The sequence below is a fragment of the Bacillus sp. FSL W7-1085 genome (genome assembly GCF_038595035.1).
In the GTDB taxonomy this organism is placed as follows: Bacteria; Bacillota; Bacilli; order Bacillales; family Bacillaceae; genus Bacillus; species Bacillus altitudinis.
Window position 1 is genome coordinate 3,107,624 of the sequence record NZ_CP152000.1, and the last position, 19,139, is coordinate 3,126,762.

The following is a 19,139-nucleotide window of genomic DNA, read 5'->3' on the forward strand; positions in this document are numbered from 1 at the left end:
ACACCGGACATTTGTCGGTGTGCGCTTCTCATGATGCCGCTTAATCTTCTAAACGATCCTTTTCTAAAAGTGATGCACCAGCAATACCTGGTTTCGTCATTTCAAAAGGATTTAAGATGACATCAAGCTCTTCCTCTGATAACACATCATTTTGCAGACAAAGCTCACGTACAGATACGCCTGTAAGAATCGCTTCTCTCGCAATTCGTGCAGCAGCTTCATAACCAATATGCGGATTGACCGCCGTCATGACACCAGCACTCTTTTCTACATATTCTTTTAATCTAGATTCATCTGCTTTTAGGTCACGCAAGCAGTTATCGACAAAGGATTCAAATACATTTTTCATCATGCTGAGAGACTGTAGTAAGTTGAATATTAAAACTGGCTCCATGACGTTCAGTTCAAGCTGACCAGCCTCTGATGCAAGGCAGATCGTGTGGTCATTTCCAATGACTTGGAATGCCACTTGGTTCATGACCTCAGGCATCACTGGGTTGACTTTCCCTGGCATGATAGATGAACCTGGCTGTCTCGGCGGCAAGTGCAGCTCACCAAAGCCTGCTCTAGGACCTGAAGCCATCAAACGAATATCGTTTGCCATTTTGGACATATTCATCATACATACTTTCAGTGCAGCTGATACTTCTGTATAAGCATCTGTATTTTGCGTAGCATCGACCAAATCTTCTGCTCCAACTAACGGCAATCCGCTAATGTCAGCTAGATAACCAACTACCTGGCGAATATATTTAGGATCAGCATTCAGTCCTGTTCCAACTGCTGTTGCGCCCATATTGACTTCATATAAATGCTGTCTAGACTGCTTGATTCGTTTAATATCACGAGCAAGAACCTTTGCATATGCACTAAACTCTTGACCAAGTCTGATTGGAACAGCGTCCTGAAGATGCGTACGTCCCATTTTGATGACATGATCGAATTCTTGCGCTTTTTCTGTCATGACTTGATGCATGTTTTCCATCGTATAAAGTAGTTTTTCAATCATATTCAATGTTGAAATATGAATCGCTGTTGGGAAAACGTCGTTTGTTGACTGCGACATGTTCACATGCGTGTTTGGACTTAGCTCAGTATAAGCGCCTTTTTCCTTTCCTAGTAGTTCAAGCGCTCTGTTTGCAATGACTTCATTGGCATTCATATTCATTGAAGTGCCAGCCCCGCCTTGAATTGGATCGACAATAAATTGATTGTTCCATTTTCCTTCAATAACCTCATCTGCGGCTTGAACAATTTTTTCTCCAAGACCAGCATATAGTCGCTTTGTATCCATATTTGCAAGTGCGGCTGCCTTTTTGACAATCCCTAATGCTTTGATGAGTTCCTCATGAACATGGTAGCCAGTAATTGGAAAGTTCTCTACTGCACGTAATGTTTGAATTCCATAATACGCTTGAGTGTCTACTTCCTTTTCACCTAGAAAGTCTCGTTCGATACGAACTTGCTTGTCCTGTAGCTTCGTCATTTGAAAAGATCTCCTTTTACGCTGCTTTTGTTTGTTGTTTTAATTCCTCAATATACTTCTTCGATTTCTCTTGATCAAACACTTTTTCCCACTTAGACATGACAATGGCTGCAAGTGAGTTACCAAATACGTTAACAGTTGTACGAACCATGTCAAGGATACGGTCGATCCCAACGATGAAGGCAAGTCCTTCAAGTGGAAGTCCCATTGCTCCAAGTGTTGTGATCACAACAACGATCGATGCACCTGGTACACCAGCCATTCCTTTTGATGTGAGCATTAAGATTAATAGTAACGTAATTTGCTCATAGATGGAAAGAGGCATGCCGTACATTTGTGCAACAAATATGGCGGCAATGGATTGATAGATGGCACTTCCATCTAAGTTAAAGGTATAGCCTGTTGGGATAACGAACGACGTGATCGCTTTCGGGCAGCCGAACTTCTCCATTTTGTCCATTAATCTAGGCAATACAGCTTCTGAACTTGCTGTTGAGAATGCAAGAATGATTTCTTCTTTTAACACTCTAAATAGTGTAAAGACGCTTGTTCCAGCTAATTTTGCGATAATGCCAAGTACGACAATAACAAAGAATGCCATTGTGCCGTAAACGACAAGTACCAGTTTACCTAGCGGGAGAAGCGCTCCGACCCCGAATTTGATCACCGTCACACTGATGAGCGCAAATACACCAAATGGTGCAAACTTCATCACTTTATTGGTCACCCAGAACATCGCTTCGAGGATGCCCTCAAAAAATCCTAACACTGGTTTTCCTTTGTCTCCAACTGCTGCAATTCCTAATCCGAATAACACTGTAAAGAAGATTGTTGGTAATAGATCACCTTCTGCAATGGATTGGAACACGTTTGTTGGCACTAGATGAACAATCGTTTCTGAGAAACTTGCTTTTTCGGAAGAAGCTTTCGATGTCTCTTCATATTTAGAGATATCGCCCTTTTCCATGTTACTCATATCAATTCCTGTACCAGGATGGAAAACGTTTGCTGCAAGCAGTCCAACTGCTAATGCAATCGTTGTCACAATTTCGAAGTAAAGAATCGTTTTCCCACCGAGTCTTCCGATGGTTTTCATATCGCCTACACCTGCAACGGCTACAATCAATGCAGCAATAACAATTGGAAGAACGATCATTTTAATTAAGTGGATGAATATATCGCCAATCGGCGTTAACACATTAATAACGGTTTCATTTTGATAAAATAGTGCTCCTACGACAACACCCAAAACAAGTGCGATGAGTATTTGAGAAGCTAACCCTAACTTTTTCATACGTGGACCCCCTTTTTTTGATAACGCTTTCTTTGTTGCCTAATCGCATCTTAACGATGAACCTACAAAAAACGACAAAAAGGAACAAAAAGAAGTGAATTTTTTATGAAAAATCTTTTAAAAGGTGGGTTTTTCCACAAAATTGTTAAAAAAAGACTTCGCTTTTGGCGAAGTCTCAGGTTGTTGAGAAAGAGCTAAAATGAACTTTATGTTAGCTATTTGTGATAGAAATCCATTGAAGTCTAGAAAGGGCGAGCACCGAAGCGCAGGACTGACACCGAATGCGAGGACTTCGCTTCTGATGAAGTCTCATGTTGCATATGATCAGCTGGCAGCTCTTGAAGAGGAGAAAGTTCGACATAAATCGCATAGCCTATCAGTACAAAGGCTACATAAATCAAAGCACTCAACGTCCACACCCATTTGACATTCAGCTTCATTTTGCCACACCCTCTCTGACAGGTTTCAATCGCTGTAATCTTAGTGCGTTCAGCACAACCGATACAGAACTAAAGGCCATTGCCGCTCCTGCAAGCCATGGTGCCAGGAACCCAAATGCGGCGACTGGTATGCCAATACAATTGTAAGCAAGTGCCCAAAATAGATTCTGTTTAATGTTTCTCATCGTTTTTCTGCTAAATTCAAGTGCATCTGCAATGGCATGGAGATCTCCAGTCATGAGCGTAATATCTGCCGCTTCCATGGCAACATCTGTACCTGTTCCGACAGCCATCCCGATATTTGCTGTTGCAAGGGCAGGGGCATCATTAATGCCGTCTCCAACCATCGCCACCTTTTTTCCTTGTTTCTGAAGCGCTGCAATATGAGCCGCTTTTTCCTCTGGAAGAACTTCAGCGATGACATGATCTATGCCTGCCTCACTCGCAATCGCTTCTGCTGTGCGTTTGTTATCTCCTGTCATCATCACGACGTGAATCCCTTGCTCTTTGAGACGAGCGACCGCTTGAGAAGAAGACGATTTGATTGTATCAGCAACGGCGACAATACCTGCTGGCTCGCCGTCAATGGCAATGAGCATCGCCGTTTTTCCTTGTTCTTCAAGCTCAGTCACAACTGCTTCTAGTGCTTCGCAGCTGATATGATGTTTCTTTAGGAGTTTCCGTGTGCCAATCAAAAGCTCATGTCCTGCAGCTCTTGCTTCAATTCCATGACCAGGATCTGCTTGAAAGGCTTCTACCTCGACCGCTTGGAGACCCCGGTTCTTCATGCCTTCTGTGATCGCTCTGGCAAGTGGATGCTCTGACTGCTGTTCTGCCGATCCTACTAACTGAAGCAGCGTACCTTCTGTCCAATTGGCAGACGCGATCACATCTGTAAGACTCGGCTCCCCTTTTGTCACAGTCCCTGTTTTATCTAGCACTACTGTATCGAGTGATTGAGTTACCTCTAAGTGTTCTCCACCTTTAAACAGAATCCCTGATTCAGCTGCCCGGCCGCTGCCTGCCATAATAGAGGTCGGTGTAGCAAGGCCAAGCGCACAAGGACATGCGATGACGATGACCGCTATAAAGGTTTCAAGTGCAGATGTCACATTTCCTGGATCAACAAAGATATACCAAATCAGAAAAGTGAGCACAGCCAATCCTACAACAATGGGGACAAATATCCCTGAAATTTGATCTGCCATTCTTTGAATTGGTGCTTTTGAGCCTTGCGCTTGTTCGACGACTCGAATAATTTGTGAAAGAGCCGTTTCTTTTCCTACTTTTGTTGCTTTCACTTTCACAAATCCATTTTTATTGATGGTTGCCCCGATGACTGTATCTCCTGTGGTTTTATCAACCGGCAGACTTTCTCCTGTAATCATCGATTCGTCGATCGCTGTTGTTCCTTCGATGATTTCTCCGTCTACCGGGACTTTTTCACCTGGCTTGACGAACACAAGATCATTCACTTTCACTTCAGAAATAGGAACGGTCATTTCTTTCCCATCTCGCTCTATCACAGCTTCTTTCGCTTGTAAGCCCATCAGTTTTTGAATCGCTTCTGATGATCTCCCTTTCGCTCTTGCTTCCATTAACTTTCCGAGCACAATCAACGTAATCAGCACAGCACTCGTTTCATAATAAAGGGCCGCTTCATGTGTGCCTTGAACCGCTGACTGAATACTTTCATATAAACTATAGAAAAAAGCAGCCGATGTCCCTAGTGCCACAAGGACATCCATATTGGCACTTTTATTTTTCAACGCTTTATAAGCACCTACATAAAAAGGCCATCCGACAATGAACTGTACGGGCGCTGCTAATGCGAGCTGAACCCATGGATTCATAAACGCTTCTGGCAGCCAAATAAACGATGTGAAAGAAAAATGACTGACCATTGCCCAAAGAAGAGGCAATGACAAAATCATCGAGAACAAAAAGCGTGCCATTTGTTTCTCAATCGCTACTTGGCGATGGTCTTTTTTCCCTTCCTCTGCATGCTCTTCGGCTGGTTCAATTAATGAATATCCAATGGATTTCACAGCCTCTTTTATGTCACTTGGAGATATTTTCCCTGGATGATATGTCACCTGAAGTGACTCAAGCGCAAAGTTCACTGATCCTTGATCAATACCATCCATCCGGTTGACTTTTTTCTCAATTCGGTTTGCACAAGCCGCACATGTCATTCCCTCTATATCAAATTCGGCTTGCTCCACCACCACATCATAGCCAAGAGATTGAATTTTTTGTTTTATATCCTCTGCTGTGAGTTGTTCTGTTTCATACACAATGTGGGATGTTTCAAGCGCAAAGTTCACACTGGCGTCGTCCACACCTTCCAACCTGTTCAAGCCCTTTTCAATGCGGCCTGCACAGGCGGCGCAAGTCATTCCCGTAATTTGAAAATCAATTTCTTTTTTCATTTATCTCACCTCTCCACATACTCCATGGGGGTATTGTTATTTTTTAAAAAATACGTGCTGTCTTATGCAGCACGTATGCTCATTTTATACGACATCATATCCCTGTTCTTCAATGACATCAGAGATCTGGTGTAACGTAATTTGATCTGGGTGAAAGGAAACCTCCACCTGACCCTTATCTAAATGGACTTTCACAGATTCAACACCTGCTAATTCTCCTACATTTCCTTCGACTGCTTTCACACAATGTCCGCAAGACATGCCTTGCACTTGTAGTGTTGCTTGTTCCACTTCTCATCGCCTCCATCAATCATTTTCTATTTTTACTATACCCCAGTAGGGTATCATTGTAAACATAAATGATCCGCTTTTTGCTACGATTTTGTCAGCTTCGTGAAGACATTCATTAATTCCTCAATGGCTTCATCCCCATTACCGCTCTTAATGGCATCCGCTACGCAGTGATGTGTATGCTTTTCCATTAATTGAAGACTCACTTTTTTTAAAGCTGCATTGACAGCAGAAATTTGATTCACGACATCTATGCAGTAACGATCGTTTTCAATCATTTGCTGAATCCCTCGCACTTGACCTTCCACTCGTTTTAAGCGATTGATTAATTGCTCTTTTTCCTTCTCAGCTCTAGGCGAAGCGATATGTCTTTCTTCATGTTCTGTCATCTGATCACCTTTTTTCTATCATACTTGTGTTACATTCAATTAAAGCATATCTTCACCTGAAAAGGCAAAGATATGCTGTGATGACCGTTTGCTTATCCTAGTTTGTTAGTTGTTCAATATCTTGCAAAAGGCTGACCGATTGCTGATGCTGCTTCATGAGGCCTTGCTGATCCTCTAAAATAGCTGCAGCATCGAAGTTGTCCATTTTCAATTGCTGTAAATAGGTTTGAATCTCCTCTGACAGCACTTTATTTTTCTCTATGATTTGTGCATGCAGGTCTTCTGCTATTGATGGGGCTGTGAGTTCATTAAATTCTTGAATGTCTACTTTCAATGATTCCAGTTGCTGCGTCAAATCTGCTCTTTTGGCAGCATCTTGTACAGCTTCTTCCGCAAGCTGTGGAAAATCCTCTGTGAATTGCTGAATATCCGTCACATACTCATTTGCCTCTGTGACATATGTCGTTGTATCGTTTACTTGGTCTAGCAGTCCTGAACATCCACTTAACAAAAACGTACCGGTAAATAGAAACGCCATCACATATTGTTTCAAGATCCATCATCCTTTCATCTGTATGTTGAAACCCCTCATTTGTCCAGCTCCCAACCACACAGATGCAAAAAGACCTTAAAAAAAGCCAGACCTTTGCCTCATGTGTGATAGGCAAAGGTCTGGCTAACATGTTCATGCCGGAATGGCCGAGAAACAACGGATGTTTCTGTAATGACGACCAAACCGTAAAAGCTACTCCCCTTTAGGAAACCGTTCAAATGTTACGTTTATCATATCTAAATGAAGGACAACAGTCAATGAGAAGCAGGCGGAAGATCCTGCTTTTGGTATAGCATATAGTCCGAACCAGTTGATGCATAAATCCGATTACGTCCTTGGCGTTTTGACATATACAAGGCTTGATCTGCCTCAAATAGAAGCGTTTCTAATATAGAGGGATCATTCGCAGTATGGGCGACGCCAAAGCTTGCTGTCACTCTTACTTTTTTCTCATCTGTCTGAAAGAAACTCACTTCAAATGAATGTCTCATCTGTTCCGCAATATGACATGCCTCTTCAAATGAATGATGTGGTAGACAAATGGCGAACTCTTCTCCACCATATCGGCCAAATAAATCATCCATCTTCAAATGCTGCTGACAAATGGACACAACATGACGCAGCGCCTCGTCTCCAATATGATGTCCATGCGTATCATTGATTTGTTTAAAGAAATCAATATCAAATAGCAATATCGCAGTATCCTGCGCATCCTCTTCCAATAACATCTGCGTTCGTTCAATAAAGGAAGACCGATTGAAGATATTCGTCAAACCATCAATATACGCTCGACGCTCCAGCTCTTCCTGCAATAGTCGCTGCTCCGTAACATCGCTGATCACAATTTGCCTGCCCTCGACTTCGCCTCTTCTATTAAAAAGAGAAGAAGCAGTGAGATGATAATAGAAGGGCTGCTCTTTTTCCCACATTAAATCATACTGTGAATGATCCTTCGGAGAACGCAGCCACTGTATAAACGCTGGCTCTTTGATGATCCCTGAGAATATATCATCGATTTTATAGCCGATTCCCTTTTTAGCGAGCACAGGAATGATCAATGCAGCCGCAGGGTTATAATCAATCAGTGTTCGGTATCGATCCAATAGAAGAACACCTTCTGACATATGTTCAAACACACGCTCCATTGCAATGGGAGAGAGCTTAAAGAGATGAAAAGACATAATCGCCCATAAGTAGAGTGCGTTGGTTAAAAACATCACCACTGGTACTGGGTCAATGTGAAAAGGCGTGACACCTAATAAATAGATAAAAGAGGTCGTGATCGGCAATAATATTCCAACGAGCAAGATCAGCACCTGTTTCAAATATTCTTTCTTCACACGTAAAAACCAAAGCAGCATAAAAATAGCGAGCATAGAACAGCCAAATGTATAGACCCCATGAATGATATACCAATAACCAATGGTAAAATCAGCTAATAAAAACCCGTCTACTGTATTCATCGTGATGCTTCGGTAAAAGAGTGAATGAAAAGAATTGGTGAACACCAGAATGGTGGTTAAAATTGGAATCAACAAGAAGAGAAGCACGCGGCGCTTTGTTACATATTGATGGAAACCAGTAAACTGCAGCACAATCATCAGGCTGAACGGTGCAATAAACGGAAGACCTATGTATTGAAAACTAACCCAGAATGTAATTTCTTGAGGGGTGCGCGCCAATAATTCAAATGTATGTCCAAAAATATAAATCGCAGTTGCTCCAGACATATACATAAACAATTGACAGCCAATATACCGATGGCGATTTGCATGAGCAATGATTGATAATATTACGGACAGAATGCCAGAAACACTCATGATCACAATAAAATGTAAAACAATCGAATCCATGTAAACGCCCCAATTTCAGTTATTTAGAACTAGTCTAATCTTACTATATATGAGGAAGTCTCAAATGGGAAGATGTGATTTTGATTTGGTTGGCGGTTTTTTGGAAAGTTTCGAATGTTTTCTGTTCATGAGGCCTTATCCTTTTCACTATTTTTTATGCTTCACTTGGAGAAGCATATTGTGATAGGAGAAATATCAATGTCTAATCGTTTTCATAAGTTTCATCTATTAGGACAAATCGATTTACAGCGCTTTCTCAATAGATTCTAGATTAAAGGTATCTTCACTAAAAAACTATAAAAAAACACAGCAGCATAACCGCTGTGTTCTGCATCAATAGCTACTGGGTTGATTGCATTCATGCTAGTAACTCATTTTTATTGTTTTAGTTGTTTTTCATCTACAAGACGATCGACTTCGTTGTCTGCATTTTCAATTTCAGCATGTACTTCATCAATCGTGTTCACTACCTCTTGCATGAGTTTGAGTTCGGGATCATATTCAGACAGCATTTCATCTGTATTATCAACAATGAATTGATATTCCTTTCCGGCACGGAGTGTGTGCTTATGAGCCGTCTTAAATGTTGCTGGAACGGCTTCTTTTTTCTGTGCTTTATTGATTATTTTTTGCGCTCTTGCAATAGATTTATCAACTTTTGACATCCATACTTTATCCCCCGCCACGGAATTTCTTAAAAGGTCTTCATAAACGATGATTTCATCTTCAAGGGCATCCATATGTGCGTCATACCAATCAACATAGGCTTCTTGCTCGGCTTTTGTTTCTTTTGGTTTTGACGCAGCATTCGCTTCTTTACGACTTAATTCTGATGTTGTTTCTGTTTTACCACACGCTGCTGTTAGCGCTAATACGAATACTAAAAGGATTGTTGCAATGATCGACTTTTTGTTTGTTTTCAAGGTCTGTTTCCTCATTTCTTATCGTTTTTTGAATCGCTTGCTACTTTTTCAACTTCGTCGTCTGCTTTCTTCGTTTCTTCAAGGGCTTTATCAAGTCTGTGCTCAATCACATTGAGTCCATCTACCGTATTTTCATCGATTGTCTTAATCGTTTTAGGTGTTTCATCAATTAAGTATTGATACCCTTCGCTTGCTTTGACCAAATGCTCATGTGCTTTTTTGTAAGCAGCAGGTGCGTTCTTTTTCGCTTTTACGTCATCGACAACTTTTTGCAGAACATCTAGTGATTTTTTAACGTTTTTAGCCCATTGGTCGTCGGTAGGGTCAGCCTCCATCATACGCTTTGCGTATGTAAGCATAGCATCTTCAAGATCGCTTCGATTTGATTCGTACCAATCAGCGTATTCTTTTTCTGAGGCTTTTGTGTCACCGCATGCTGCACCAAATGCTAAAAGCATGACTGACATCATAATTACTGCCAATATCGATTTTTTATTTCCTGATTTCATAAGTACTTATCCTCCTAGTTTACTTTCAACATTTTTGTTGAGATTTTTCCAAATACCGAGTTTGTTCGCAATTTTCTGCTTTTACATTGAACAATTTGTTCTATCTTCTTCATTTAATTAAATAAATTTTCGTAAGAATATAGTAATGGTTAAATATCCCTACATTTCATCATCGGCTAAATGAAGATGTTTGTTTAGAAATTAATTCAATTTTTATAACATAAAAATACTATATTGGAAGATATCCTATGTTTTTTAAACAAACAACTATTATTAAATAAAAACATAAAAAAAGACGCTATTCATAGCGTCTTTTTTTTGAGTAATTAGATTTTCATGATACCAGACCCGCACCAAGGGCTTTTAAAACCCTTGATACGACTGCATTCTAAAAGTTTTGATGGAGACGGTGGGAGTCGAACCCACGTCCAGAGACATCGATTACTTAAGCGTCTACGAGCGTAGTCAACATATTTCGTGTTCACTCATCCTCATGCCTGCTGACGGGCGCTTGGAGAGCTAGTCTGATGGATCTCTTCTTACGTCCTCAGACGAAAACGTAAGCGTAGCCTACTTCATTGGGCTCCTCACAGACACATAGGCGATGTCAGGAAGAGCTCGCTGCGCTTATTAGGCAGCTAGTGCTAAGTTTTGGTTAAAACTTTTAGTTTTGCCAGTTACATTTAGGTGCGTGTTAACGAGATCGCCTCTCGGCTCGCAGCCTAAGCTCGAACCATCCCTGTCGAATCCGTAACGTCCCCTTGTAAAAGGGATATACGGGATGGAAACGTTCTTTCGCTTAACTGCTTCCGTATATGACTATTATAACAATCTCATCGCTCGAAACAACTGGTGGTTTCTGTAAAAAAACGACGATGATTGTTTACTGCATAACATATTGTAGCATAATGCTTCCGCTCTCAGCAAGCCATCTGCATGCGTCTAGAATTGCTTTTGCCGGTCACGGAAAGCACGCTCGATTTCACGTTTCGCATCTTTTTTCTTCAGATCTTCACGTTTATCATATTTCTTCTTCCCTTTACCGACTCCAATTAGCACTTTGGCAAAGCCATTTTTCAAATAGAGTTTAATGGGAACAAGTGAGTAGCCCTCTTCCTTTGTCGCACCAATCAATTTACTGATTTGTTTGCGGTGGAGTAGCAGCTTTCTCGTTCTGAGTGGATCATGGTTATAACGGTTCCCCTGCTCGTATGGGCTGACGTGCATATTGTGAAGAAACACTTCTCCCCGTTCGATTTTGGCAAAGGAATCTTTTAAATTCACTTTTCCTGCTCGAATGGATTTGATTTCAGTTCCTTGTAATACAAGGCCGGCTTCGTATGTTTCTTCTATAAAATAATCATGATTTGCTTTTTTGTTTTGGGAAACAACCTTTCCCTCTCCCTTTGGCATTGGCGTACACCCTCCTTTTGACACAGACACGGTCCAAATCGTACGGATTATTTTATCAAACAATCCAGCTTTCGACAATGCTGATGCCACGTGGTCAAAAAGCAAATAGAGCATGGTGCCCTATTTGCTTTTTGTCACGTTACTTTTTCTTTTTGCGCTTTTGTTTCGGTGCGTTATCAAAAACGCGTTTTTTCTTTTTCTTCTTTTTACGACCTGTGAACCAGTCGCCGCCTTTATCCTCTTTGCCTTTTTCCCCAGAGGCCTTTTGACCTCCGCGTCCTTTTTTGGCTGGTGGATCTGTCCGTTTTTTGAACTTGAAGTCTTTTGGTGATTTACGGCGAGTGCCTTTCATCCCGACGATTTCAAAATCAATGGAATGCTCATCTTTATTCACACTCACCACTTTGACAGTGATTTCGTCACCGATACGGTAGACATTCCCTGTACGTTCACCGATCATGGCAAAGTGCTGTTCATCAAAACGATAGTAATCGTCTGTCATGTAGCTCACATGGACAAGACCTTCTATCGTATTCGGCAGTTCAACGAATAGTCCGAAATTCGTGACGGAACTAATCATACCATCAAACTCTTCACCGATTTTATCAAGCATAAACTCTGCCTTTTTCAGGTCATCTGTTTCGCGCTCAGCATCAACAGAGCGGCGCTCCATTGTAGATGCATGATCTGCGATTTCTGGCAGCAATTGACCCCATTTTTCAAGGGTCGCTTCGTCTGTCTTTTTCTCTATTAAATAGGTTCTGATCAGCCTATGCACGATTAAATCCGGGTAACGGCGGATCGGTGATGTGAAGTGTGTATAGAATTCCGTTGATAATCCAAAATGGCCAATGCTTTCTGGATCATACTTCGCCTGTTTCATTGAGCGAAGCATCACAGTTTGAATCACGACTTCTTCCGGCTGATCACGGACGGCATCAAGTACACTTTGAAGTGCACGCGGGTGAATGTTCGTTGACGTTCCTTTCACAATATAACCAAATGTCGTCACGAACTCTAAAAAGCGCTGAAGCTTCTCAGGATTTGGTTCTTCGTGAATTCGGTAAATGAACGGAACATTCATCCAGTGGAAATGCTCGGCAACTGTTTCGTTTGCCACCAGCATGAATTCTTCAATTAGTTTTTCGGCAACAGAACGCTCACGAATGACTACGTCTTTTGCTGCGCCTTCATCATCTACAAGCACTTTTGCTTCCTTGAAGTCAAAATCGACTGCTCCACGCTCCATTCGCTTGTCACGCAGAATTTCTGCAAGCTTCTCCATCTCTTGAAACATTGGTACTAACGGCTCGTATTTGTCTAAAAGCTCTTCATCTTGGTCAACTAAAATCTTATTCACATCGGAATAGGTCATTCTTTCCGTCGTTTTGATCACACTTTGGAAAATTTCGTGTTTGACGACTTTCCCACTACGATCAATGATCATTTCACAAGAGAGTGTGAGACGATCAACCTTCGGATTCAATGAGCAAATGCCATTTGACAGGCGATGAGGAATCATTGGAATAACGCGGTCTACAAGATACACACTCGTTCCGCGCTCATAGGCTTCCTGATCAATTGGAGAGTTTTCCGTTACATAATGAGAGACATCCGCAATATGCACACCTAGTTTGTATTTACCATCATCCAGCTTTTGCACAGTAACCGCATCGTCCAAGTCCTTTGCATCTGCACCGTCAATGGTCACAATCGTTTCATTGCGCAGATCACGTCTACCTTCAAGGTCCTTTTCATCAATCGTTTCAGGTGTATCTACTGCCTGCTGGAGCGCTTCTTCCGGAAACTCACCTGGTAGACCGTGTTTATGAATAATCGATAAAATATCGATGCCAGGGTCATTTTTGTGACCGAGAATTTCCGTCACTTCACCCTCTGCGCTCATTCTTCCTTCTGGATAGCTTGTCAGCGTGACAACGACTTTATGACCTTCAACCGCTCCGTTTTTAGCGGATTTCGGAATGAAGATATCGTTTGTGATTTTTTTATCATCAGGAATGACAAAACCAAAGCTTTTCGTTTCTGTATAGGTACCGACAACCGTCTGAGTATTACGCTCCAGAATACGGATGACCGTTCCTTCTTTTTTGGTGCCATTTGATTTGTGGCTGACACGAACCATGACGGTGTCGCCATTCATTGCTGTGCCTAGCTCATTTGGCGGAATGAAAATATCATCCTGTCCAAACTCTTCTGGTGTCACAAATGCAAATCCTTTTGCATGCGCAGACAGCTTCCCTTTGACCAAGTTCATTTTTTCCGGTACACCATAGCGGTCGCTGCGGGTACGGACGATCAGTCCCTGATCCTCTAATATCACAAGTGCTTTGACGAGCTCTTTATAATCATCTGGATTGGTAATTTCCATCATGACTTCTAATTCCTGTACCGTTAATGGTTTGTACGCCTCTTCTTGCATAAACGCAAGTAATTCATCCATAAATTCTTCTTTTTGCACACTCTAACCCCCTATATATTTAAATTGACCAATCGAGTGATTCTAAGAATGCATATACATCCTGATGAACCTTCTCCCGCTCTTTATCAAGCGTGATAACATGGCCCGATTCTTCATACCACTTTAAATGTTTTTCATCAGTCTCTACTTCGTTATAAATAATGTTTGCACTGTCTGTATTAATCATATGATCATGACGTGCCTGAACAACAAAAGTAGGTGAATAAATCATGTCAACATTGTTTCTGACATCTGCAATGAGTTCTTGAAGAGCCTTGAGTGTACCCATTGGTGTTTTCTTGAACTCTTCCATCTCTTGCTCAATTTGATCCTCTGACTTACCCTCGAATTTTTTATAGTTACGGGCATAATCTAGTACACCCTGGTACATGACTTCTTCACTTTTTATGTACATAGGTGCACACATAGGTACAATTCCCTTTACAGGTACAGTGTAACCTAATTTCAATGAAAAAACTCCTCCGAGGGATAGTCCGCAAACCGCAATTTCCTCATAACCTTCGTCTTTTAAAAATTGATAGCCTTCTTCTACATCTTTCCACCAATCTGTAGGACCTGTATGAACAAGCTCCTCTGGCGGTACACCGTGTCCTTTGTATTGAGGTGCATGGCATGTATAGCCTCTTTCATTTAAATAGCGTCCAAGCATACGAACATCGGCTGTATTCCCAGTAAAACCGTGAAGAAGAAGCACCGCCTTTTCTCCACCTTTAAACGTAAATGGTTTTGGTGTAACAACTTTCATGATGTGACTTCCTTTCCTTCTGATATGGTTTATATTTTCCACTTGTATGTATTAAACAAACACAAAAGAGTGCTGATAATAAAAAAAGGTCTGAAAAAAGATCAGACCTTCTGTTACTCGCGCCTACACGCCTAAATATGCCAATGCAAGTGTTAAGATGAAGAAAAGCACTGACAAAATGACAGTTAATCGGTGAAGAATCAAGTCAAGACCTCTCGCTTTTTGCTTACCGAAAAGCTGCTCGGCTCCACCTGAAATAGCGCCTGACAGTCCTGCACTTTTACTTGATTGTAATAATACAACGATGATAAGTGCGATACTGACAATTACGAGTAATGTGATAACAAATGCGTGCATGAAAACACCTCCAGACAAACTGGTACACATAACTTTATTTTACATGAAAACAAGGTGCATGTCACGAAACATCAAAATAAAGATTTCCTATATATTGTCGACTTTATTTGTCATTTTGATTCAATTTCGCTCCAATGGATTGTATGCAGCATTTTTATATGCAATTTTTGAGGTTAAAAAGCGTTTTTAGCGAGTTGCTTCTTCTTTTAAGAGCTGTTTTAATTCTACTAACAACCGTTCAGCTCCTTCAGGACTCAGCACGACGTTACCATTTCCATAGCTTTTGTTGTATTTCGTTATTTGGCCAGTTAATAAGCAGCTCTTATCTGCATCATATTTTTTCAGCATAATGGTTTGATCTTCGATGAAAATTTCTAACAGCTGCTCTTCTTTTATATTGAGTACCTTTCGCATTTCTGAAGGCAGAACAATTCTGCCAAGCGAATCGATGTGTCTTACCATTCCAGTTCTTTTCAATGAAGCCGCCTCCTTAATGATCATACAATGATTTCATTCATTGACTTTTGTCAACATCTTCATAGTAAAATAAATCTTCAAATTTTTTATCAAAGTAATGAATCATTTTACCAATGACAAGCTGTCCTGGCTTCCGGTGACCATTCAATACCCTGCTGAGTGTGGCAGGAGAGATGCCAATTTCATCTGCGAGCTGATTTAAAGACATATCGTTTTCGATCATATACTGCATCACAAAAGCCCGCCTGATCTGAATCTTTTCGACCATCATTACAACCTCCTATAGGATCAATATGTACAACATGTAGGATTCTCACATCTCCCGGATTCATTAACTTATGTCAACACTTTTACGCCCTTTCTATTTCCTTTGGTCAATGATCATACTAAAATAAGTCATATACTGAAATGTGAGGTTCGATGACATGAATCACTTTGGTGAACAATTACGCATTTTAAGAGAGAATAGAAAGATGTCTGTCAATCAACTCGCCATGTATTCAGGCGTAAGCGCTGCCGGTATTTCTCGGATTGAGAATGGAAAGCGTGGTGTGCCAAAGCCTTTAACCATAAAAAAATTAGCACGCGCTTTGAAGGTGCCTTATGAGGATTTAATGCTGCTTGCCGGTTATATTGAACAGGAAAAAGTGCATGAAATGAAACCGAAATATGAATCCATATTAAAAATCTATCAAACGGCGCTTCAAAAGGATGTAGAACATCTCCCTATTTTCGATGGAGACCAATGGGAAACACTCACCGCACAAGACATCAGCCAGCTGAATCAATACTTTCTCACGCTCATTAACCAAAAAAAGGCGAACAAATAGCGGGGCATAAACATAAGATACATCCACCATTAACTAATGTCAATATTTTCATGGTATACTTATTGCCAATAGTCAACAAATCGAGTACACTAGAGATAACTAATCTTTAACCATGTGAGGTTTTGAGTTGATGAACTTCGGTGCATATTTAAGAGCATTACGTGAGAAAAGGAAACTATCGGTGAACCAATTAGCGATGTATTCAGAGGTCAGCGCTGCTGGTATTTCTCGGATTGAAAACGGGAAACGTGGCATTCCGAAACCTCCTACAATTAAAAAACTAGCAGGTGCATTAAAAGTACCTTATGAGGACATGATGCAGGCTGCAGGGTATATTGAAGAAGCATCTTCTGCCTATGTCATAAAGGAAGAAGAAACGGCTTTTACCCAAATAAAAGAAGCAGCAGAGCACTATGAACTTGATGATCTTGAAATATTTAATGGGGACATATGGTCCACCCTTTCTAAACATGAAATAGAGGATTTAAACCGCTATTTATTATTTCTACTAAACAGCCGTTCGTCATCGTAAAATGTTTTGATCATTGACAAGCTTTTTGCGCCGATTTTTGACAGAATTACGGTATAATGGGTTCAGATTGGAGTGAAGAAAGATGAATCAATCTGATATGTGCCCGCGGTTTGAAAAAGCAGTTGAGTTATTAAGTAAACGCTGGGTGGCACTGATTGTTTTTCAGCTTCTCTCAGGTTCACAGCGCTTTAGTGAAATCGAAGCAGCTCTGACCAATTTAAGCGGAAGGGTTTTATCTGAGAGATTAAAAGAGCTGGAAGCAGCAGGCATTGTAAAACGGGAGGTTTTTGCTGAAACACCCGTGCGTATTGAGTATTCATTAACTGATATGGGGCGCTCACTTGCACCCGTTTTTGAGGAAATTGCGAAGTGGTCCTCTGAATGGATCACACTTGAATCATAAATGTCTCCTGATGTGAGCCGCCTAATCATGATAAAAAAACCTCCCCTACAGATGTAGAGGAGGTTTTGTCTTTTCAAGCATTTATGCGGACGTCATGTTTTTTTCAGCTAACGCCTTGCTTTCTTTTTTCTTGTTGGTTGGGCTTAAATAGCGTTCAAGCCAGCCCATGACAAGGTCGGCAATAATGGCCATGAGCGCAGTTGGAATAGCACCTGCTAAAATAATGGCTGTTCCGTTTGTCGCGTTTGATCCTCTGATGATAATATCACCAAGTCCTCCAGCACCAACAAATGTACCAATCGCTGTAATACCGATTGCGATCACAAGTGCGGTTCTTAAACCAGCCATAATGACAGATAAAGCAAGCGGTAATTCAACCATTCTCAGCACTTGCCATTTCGTCATGCCCATCGCTTTCCCCGATTCTAAATAGGCATGCTCAATGCTGACAATACCTGTGTACGTGTTACGGATAATCGGCAGAAGCGAATATAAAAAGAGTGATAAGATAACTGTATTTGCACCAAGTCCTAATACAAGCATCAACACAGAAAGCATCGCTAACGCTGGAATGGTTTGAATGACATTGGTTATCGCGAACACCCAATTGCTCAGTTTGCGGTAATGCGCCACAAAGATGCCGACTGGTATTCCGACAATTGCCGCAAACAATACCCCATACGCTGACATGAGGAAATGCCGGTAAAATTCTTCTAACACATATGAACCGTTCTGTTGATAATACGCCCATAATTGCTGCAGTGTGTCCATCAGCTCTGACACCTCCCAATCTTACTCAAAGTAATTGTGTTTCTTTAGAAAATCTCTCGCAACAGTCGCTGGTTCTTTTAGTTCTCCATCGACTTGATAATTGAGCTCTTGCATTTGTTCGGTATCGATTTTTCCAATCAACCTGTTGATCACCTTGTCCAGTCCTGGATTTTCTTTTAATACCTTCTCAGGGACAACTGGTGATGCATCGTATGGTGGGAAGAATCGTTTATCATCTTTTAAGATTTTGAGATTATACGCTTTGATCCGGCCATCTGTTGAATAGGCAAGCACAATATCCATTTTTTCATTTTTCAATGCGTCATAGACTAGCCCGATCTGCATCGGAAAAGTGCTTCCAAATTCAATTCCGTATGTTTTCACAAACCCTTCGTAACCGTCACCTTTCTTTTTCAGCCAAATATTATCCACACCGAAGCGATAATTTTTGGCATTCTTTTTTAAATCAGAGACTGTTTCTAGGTTGTTTTCCTTCGCCATCTTCTGCGTCACAGCAAAGGCATACGTATTATCAAACCCATAGGAATCAAACCATTTGTAATCATAGCGTTTTTTGAATTCTTTCTGGACGATTTCCATTGCACGCTTTGGATCTTTTTCTGCATCCATTCCTAGCGTACTTGTTAAATCCGTGCCTGTATATCGTGTTGCTGAAATGTCGACATCACCGTTTTCCATTGCTTTCTGCTGGACCGTATTTGAGCCTAAATTCTTCACAATGGTTGTCTTTTTATCTGTGTAATGCTCAATGATGTCTCCCACCATATAGGCCATAATTTCTGATTCTGTAAAGTTTTGTGCACCGATTCGCAGCGTGCTCCCTGAAGAGCCGGCTAGTCCAGGAAGTGAACAGCCACTTATGAATAGCAAGCATCCGGCAAGCAGTGCACTGATCCATTTTGTTTTTCGATTCTTCACAT

General features: G+C 41.1%; 21 protein-coding genes and 1 other RNA gene. 3 read left to right on the plus strand and 19 right to left on the minus strand.

Translation table 11 applies throughout. The features are described from left to right. Positions 1 to 40: 40 nt before the first annotated feature. From aspA to MKY11_RS16315, 17 genes are all read right to left on the minus strand, one after another. The gene (aspA, locus tag MKY11_RS16235) at positions 41 to 1,486 is read right to left on the minus strand and encodes an aspartate ammonia-lyase (RefSeq protein WP_035701391.1); all 1,446 of its coding nucleotides are present in this window, start codon (positions 1,484 to 1,486) and stop codon (positions 41 to 43) included. Between the two features lie 16 nt (positions 1,487 to 1,502). Beyond that, positions 1,503 to 2,780: a cation:dicarboxylase symporter family transporter gene (locus tag MKY11_RS16240; RefSeq protein ID WP_045034049.1), complete on the minus strand. Its 1,278-nt coding sequence runs from the start codon at positions 2,778 to 2,780 to the stop codon at positions 1,503 to 1,505. 242 nt (positions 2,781 to 3,022) lie between these two features. Further along, positions 3,023 to 3,220 carry a hypothetical protein gene (locus MKY11_RS16245; RefSeq protein ID WP_342501608.1) on the minus strand — a complete coding sequence of 66 codons (198 nt, stop codon included), beginning with the start codon at positions 3,218 to 3,220 and terminating at the stop codon, positions 3,023 to 3,025. Next, positions 3,217 to 5,652, minus strand: coding sequence for a heavy metal translocating P-type ATPase (locus tag MKY11_RS16250; protein WP_342501609.1), 2,436 nt, complete (start codon positions 5,650 to 5,652; stop codon positions 3,217 to 3,219). Before MKY11_RS16250 ends, MKY11_RS16245 begins: the two co-directional genes overlap by 4 nt. 84 nt (positions 5,653 to 5,736) lie before the next feature. Continuing rightward, positions 5,737 to 5,943 (minus strand): copper chaperone CopZ, encoded by a 207-nt coding sequence (gene copZ, locus MKY11_RS16255; RefSeq protein ID WP_017368060.1) that lies wholly within the window; start codon positions 5,941 to 5,943, stop codon positions 5,737 to 5,739. Between the two features lie 83 nt (positions 5,944 to 6,026). Then, a complete protein-coding gene (locus tag MKY11_RS16260; RefSeq protein WP_017359234.1) occupies positions 6,027 to 6,332 on the minus strand; it encodes a metal-sensing transcriptional repressor in 306 nt (101 codons plus the stop codon). A 97-nt stretch (positions 6,333 to 6,429) separates the two neighbouring features. Further along, positions 6,430 to 6,885 (minus strand): DUF6376 family protein, encoded by a 456-nt coding sequence (locus MKY11_RS16265; RefSeq protein WP_342501610.1) that lies wholly within the window; start codon positions 6,883 to 6,885, stop codon positions 6,430 to 6,432. Between the two features lie 254 nt (positions 6,886 to 7,139). Next, on the minus strand, positions 7,140 to 8,738 hold the full coding sequence (locus MKY11_RS16270; protein WP_073412728.1) for a histidine kinase N-terminal 7TM domain-containing protein: 1,599 nt from the start codon (positions 8,736 to 8,738) through the stop codon (positions 7,140 to 7,142). 377 nt (positions 8,739 to 9,115) lie between these two features. Further along, positions 9,116 to 9,661 (minus strand): hypothetical protein, encoded by a 546-nt coding sequence (locus tag MKY11_RS16275; protein WP_024719826.1) that lies wholly within the window; start codon positions 9,659 to 9,661, stop codon positions 9,116 to 9,118. Between the two features lie 11 nt (positions 9,662 to 9,672). Continuing rightward, complete coding sequence (locus MKY11_RS16280; protein ID WP_256688717.1) at positions 9,673 to 10,170, minus strand: hypothetical protein; 498 nt, start codon at positions 10,168 to 10,170, stop codon at positions 9,673 to 9,675. A gap of 398 nt (positions 10,171 to 10,568) precedes the next feature. Then, positions 10,569 to 10,931, minus strand: a transfer-messenger RNA (tmRNA) gene (gene ssrA / locus MKY11_RS16285). Positions 10,932 to 11,112: 181 nt separating this feature from the next. After that, positions 11,113 to 11,583: an SsrA-binding protein SmpB gene (smpB, locus tag MKY11_RS16290; protein ID WP_008347658.1), complete on the minus strand. Its 471-nt coding sequence runs from the start codon at positions 11,581 to 11,583 to the stop codon at positions 11,113 to 11,115. Between the two features lie 139 nt (positions 11,584 to 11,722). Next, the gene (gene rnr / locus MKY11_RS16295; RefSeq protein WP_017359227.1) at positions 11,723 to 14,062 is read right to left on the minus strand and encodes a ribonuclease R; all 2,340 of its coding nucleotides are present in this window, start codon (positions 14,060 to 14,062) and stop codon (positions 11,723 to 11,725) included. A 19-nt stretch (positions 14,063 to 14,081) separates the two neighbouring features. Further along, positions 14,082 to 14,828, minus strand: a complete 747-nt coding sequence (locus MKY11_RS16300; RefSeq protein WP_008347663.1) for a carboxylesterase — start codon at positions 14,826 to 14,828, stop codon at positions 14,082 to 14,084. Between the two features lie 123 nt (positions 14,829 to 14,951). Beyond that, positions 14,952 to 15,185, minus strand: a complete 234-nt coding sequence (gene secG, locus MKY11_RS16305; RefSeq protein WP_003212746.1) for a preprotein translocase subunit SecG — start codon at positions 15,183 to 15,185, stop codon at positions 14,952 to 14,954. A gap of 186 nt (positions 15,186 to 15,371) precedes the next feature. Continuing rightward, positions 15,372 to 15,662, minus strand: coding sequence for an AbrB/MazE/SpoVT family DNA-binding domain-containing protein (locus MKY11_RS16310; protein WP_008347666.1), 291 nt, complete (start codon positions 15,660 to 15,662; stop codon positions 15,372 to 15,374). Positions 15,663 to 15,699: 37 nt separating this feature from the next. Continuing rightward, on the minus strand, positions 15,700 to 15,933 hold the full coding sequence (locus MKY11_RS16315) for a helix-turn-helix transcriptional regulator (RefSeq protein ID WP_008347669.1): 234 nt from the start codon (positions 15,931 to 15,933) through the stop codon (positions 15,700 to 15,702). 154 nt (positions 15,934 to 16,087) lie between these two features. Here MKY11_RS16315 and MKY11_RS16320 point away from each other — a divergent pair, with 154 nt between their 5' ends. From MKY11_RS16320 to MKY11_RS16330, 3 genes are all read left to right on the plus strand, one after another. Next, a complete protein-coding gene (locus tag MKY11_RS16320) occupies positions 16,088 to 16,492 on the plus strand; it encodes a helix-turn-helix transcriptional regulator (protein WP_007500204.1) in 405 nt (134 codons plus the stop codon). Between the two features lie 130 nt (positions 16,493 to 16,622). Further along, positions 16,623 to 17,024: a transcriptional regulator gene (locus tag MKY11_RS16325; protein ID WP_024719831.1), complete on the plus strand. Its 402-nt coding sequence runs from the start codon at positions 16,623 to 16,625 to the stop codon at positions 17,022 to 17,024. 82 nt (positions 17,025 to 17,106) lie between these two features. Then, entirely contained in the window at positions 17,107 to 17,427 is a 321-nt protein-coding gene (locus MKY11_RS16330; RefSeq protein WP_007500199.1) for a helix-turn-helix domain-containing protein, read from the plus strand. A gap of 81 nt (positions 17,428 to 17,508) precedes the next feature. On the opposite strand, the gene MKY11_RS16335 is transcribed toward MKY11_RS16330, so the two are convergent. Both MKY11_RS16335 and MKY11_RS16340 read right to left on the minus strand, forming a co-directional pair. Further along, positions 17,509 to 18,198 carry an ABC transporter permease gene (locus MKY11_RS16335; protein ID WP_008347676.1) on the minus strand — a complete coding sequence of 230 codons (690 nt, stop codon included), beginning with the start codon at positions 18,196 to 18,198 and terminating at the stop codon, positions 17,509 to 17,511. A gap of 21 nt (positions 18,199 to 18,219) precedes the next feature. Next, the gene (locus tag MKY11_RS16340; protein WP_008347678.1) at positions 18,220 to 19,137 is read right to left on the minus strand and encodes an osmoprotectant ABC transporter substrate-binding protein; all 918 of its coding nucleotides are present in this window, start codon (positions 19,135 to 19,137) and stop codon (positions 18,220 to 18,222) included. Positions 19,138 to 19,139: the final 2 nt, after the last annotated feature.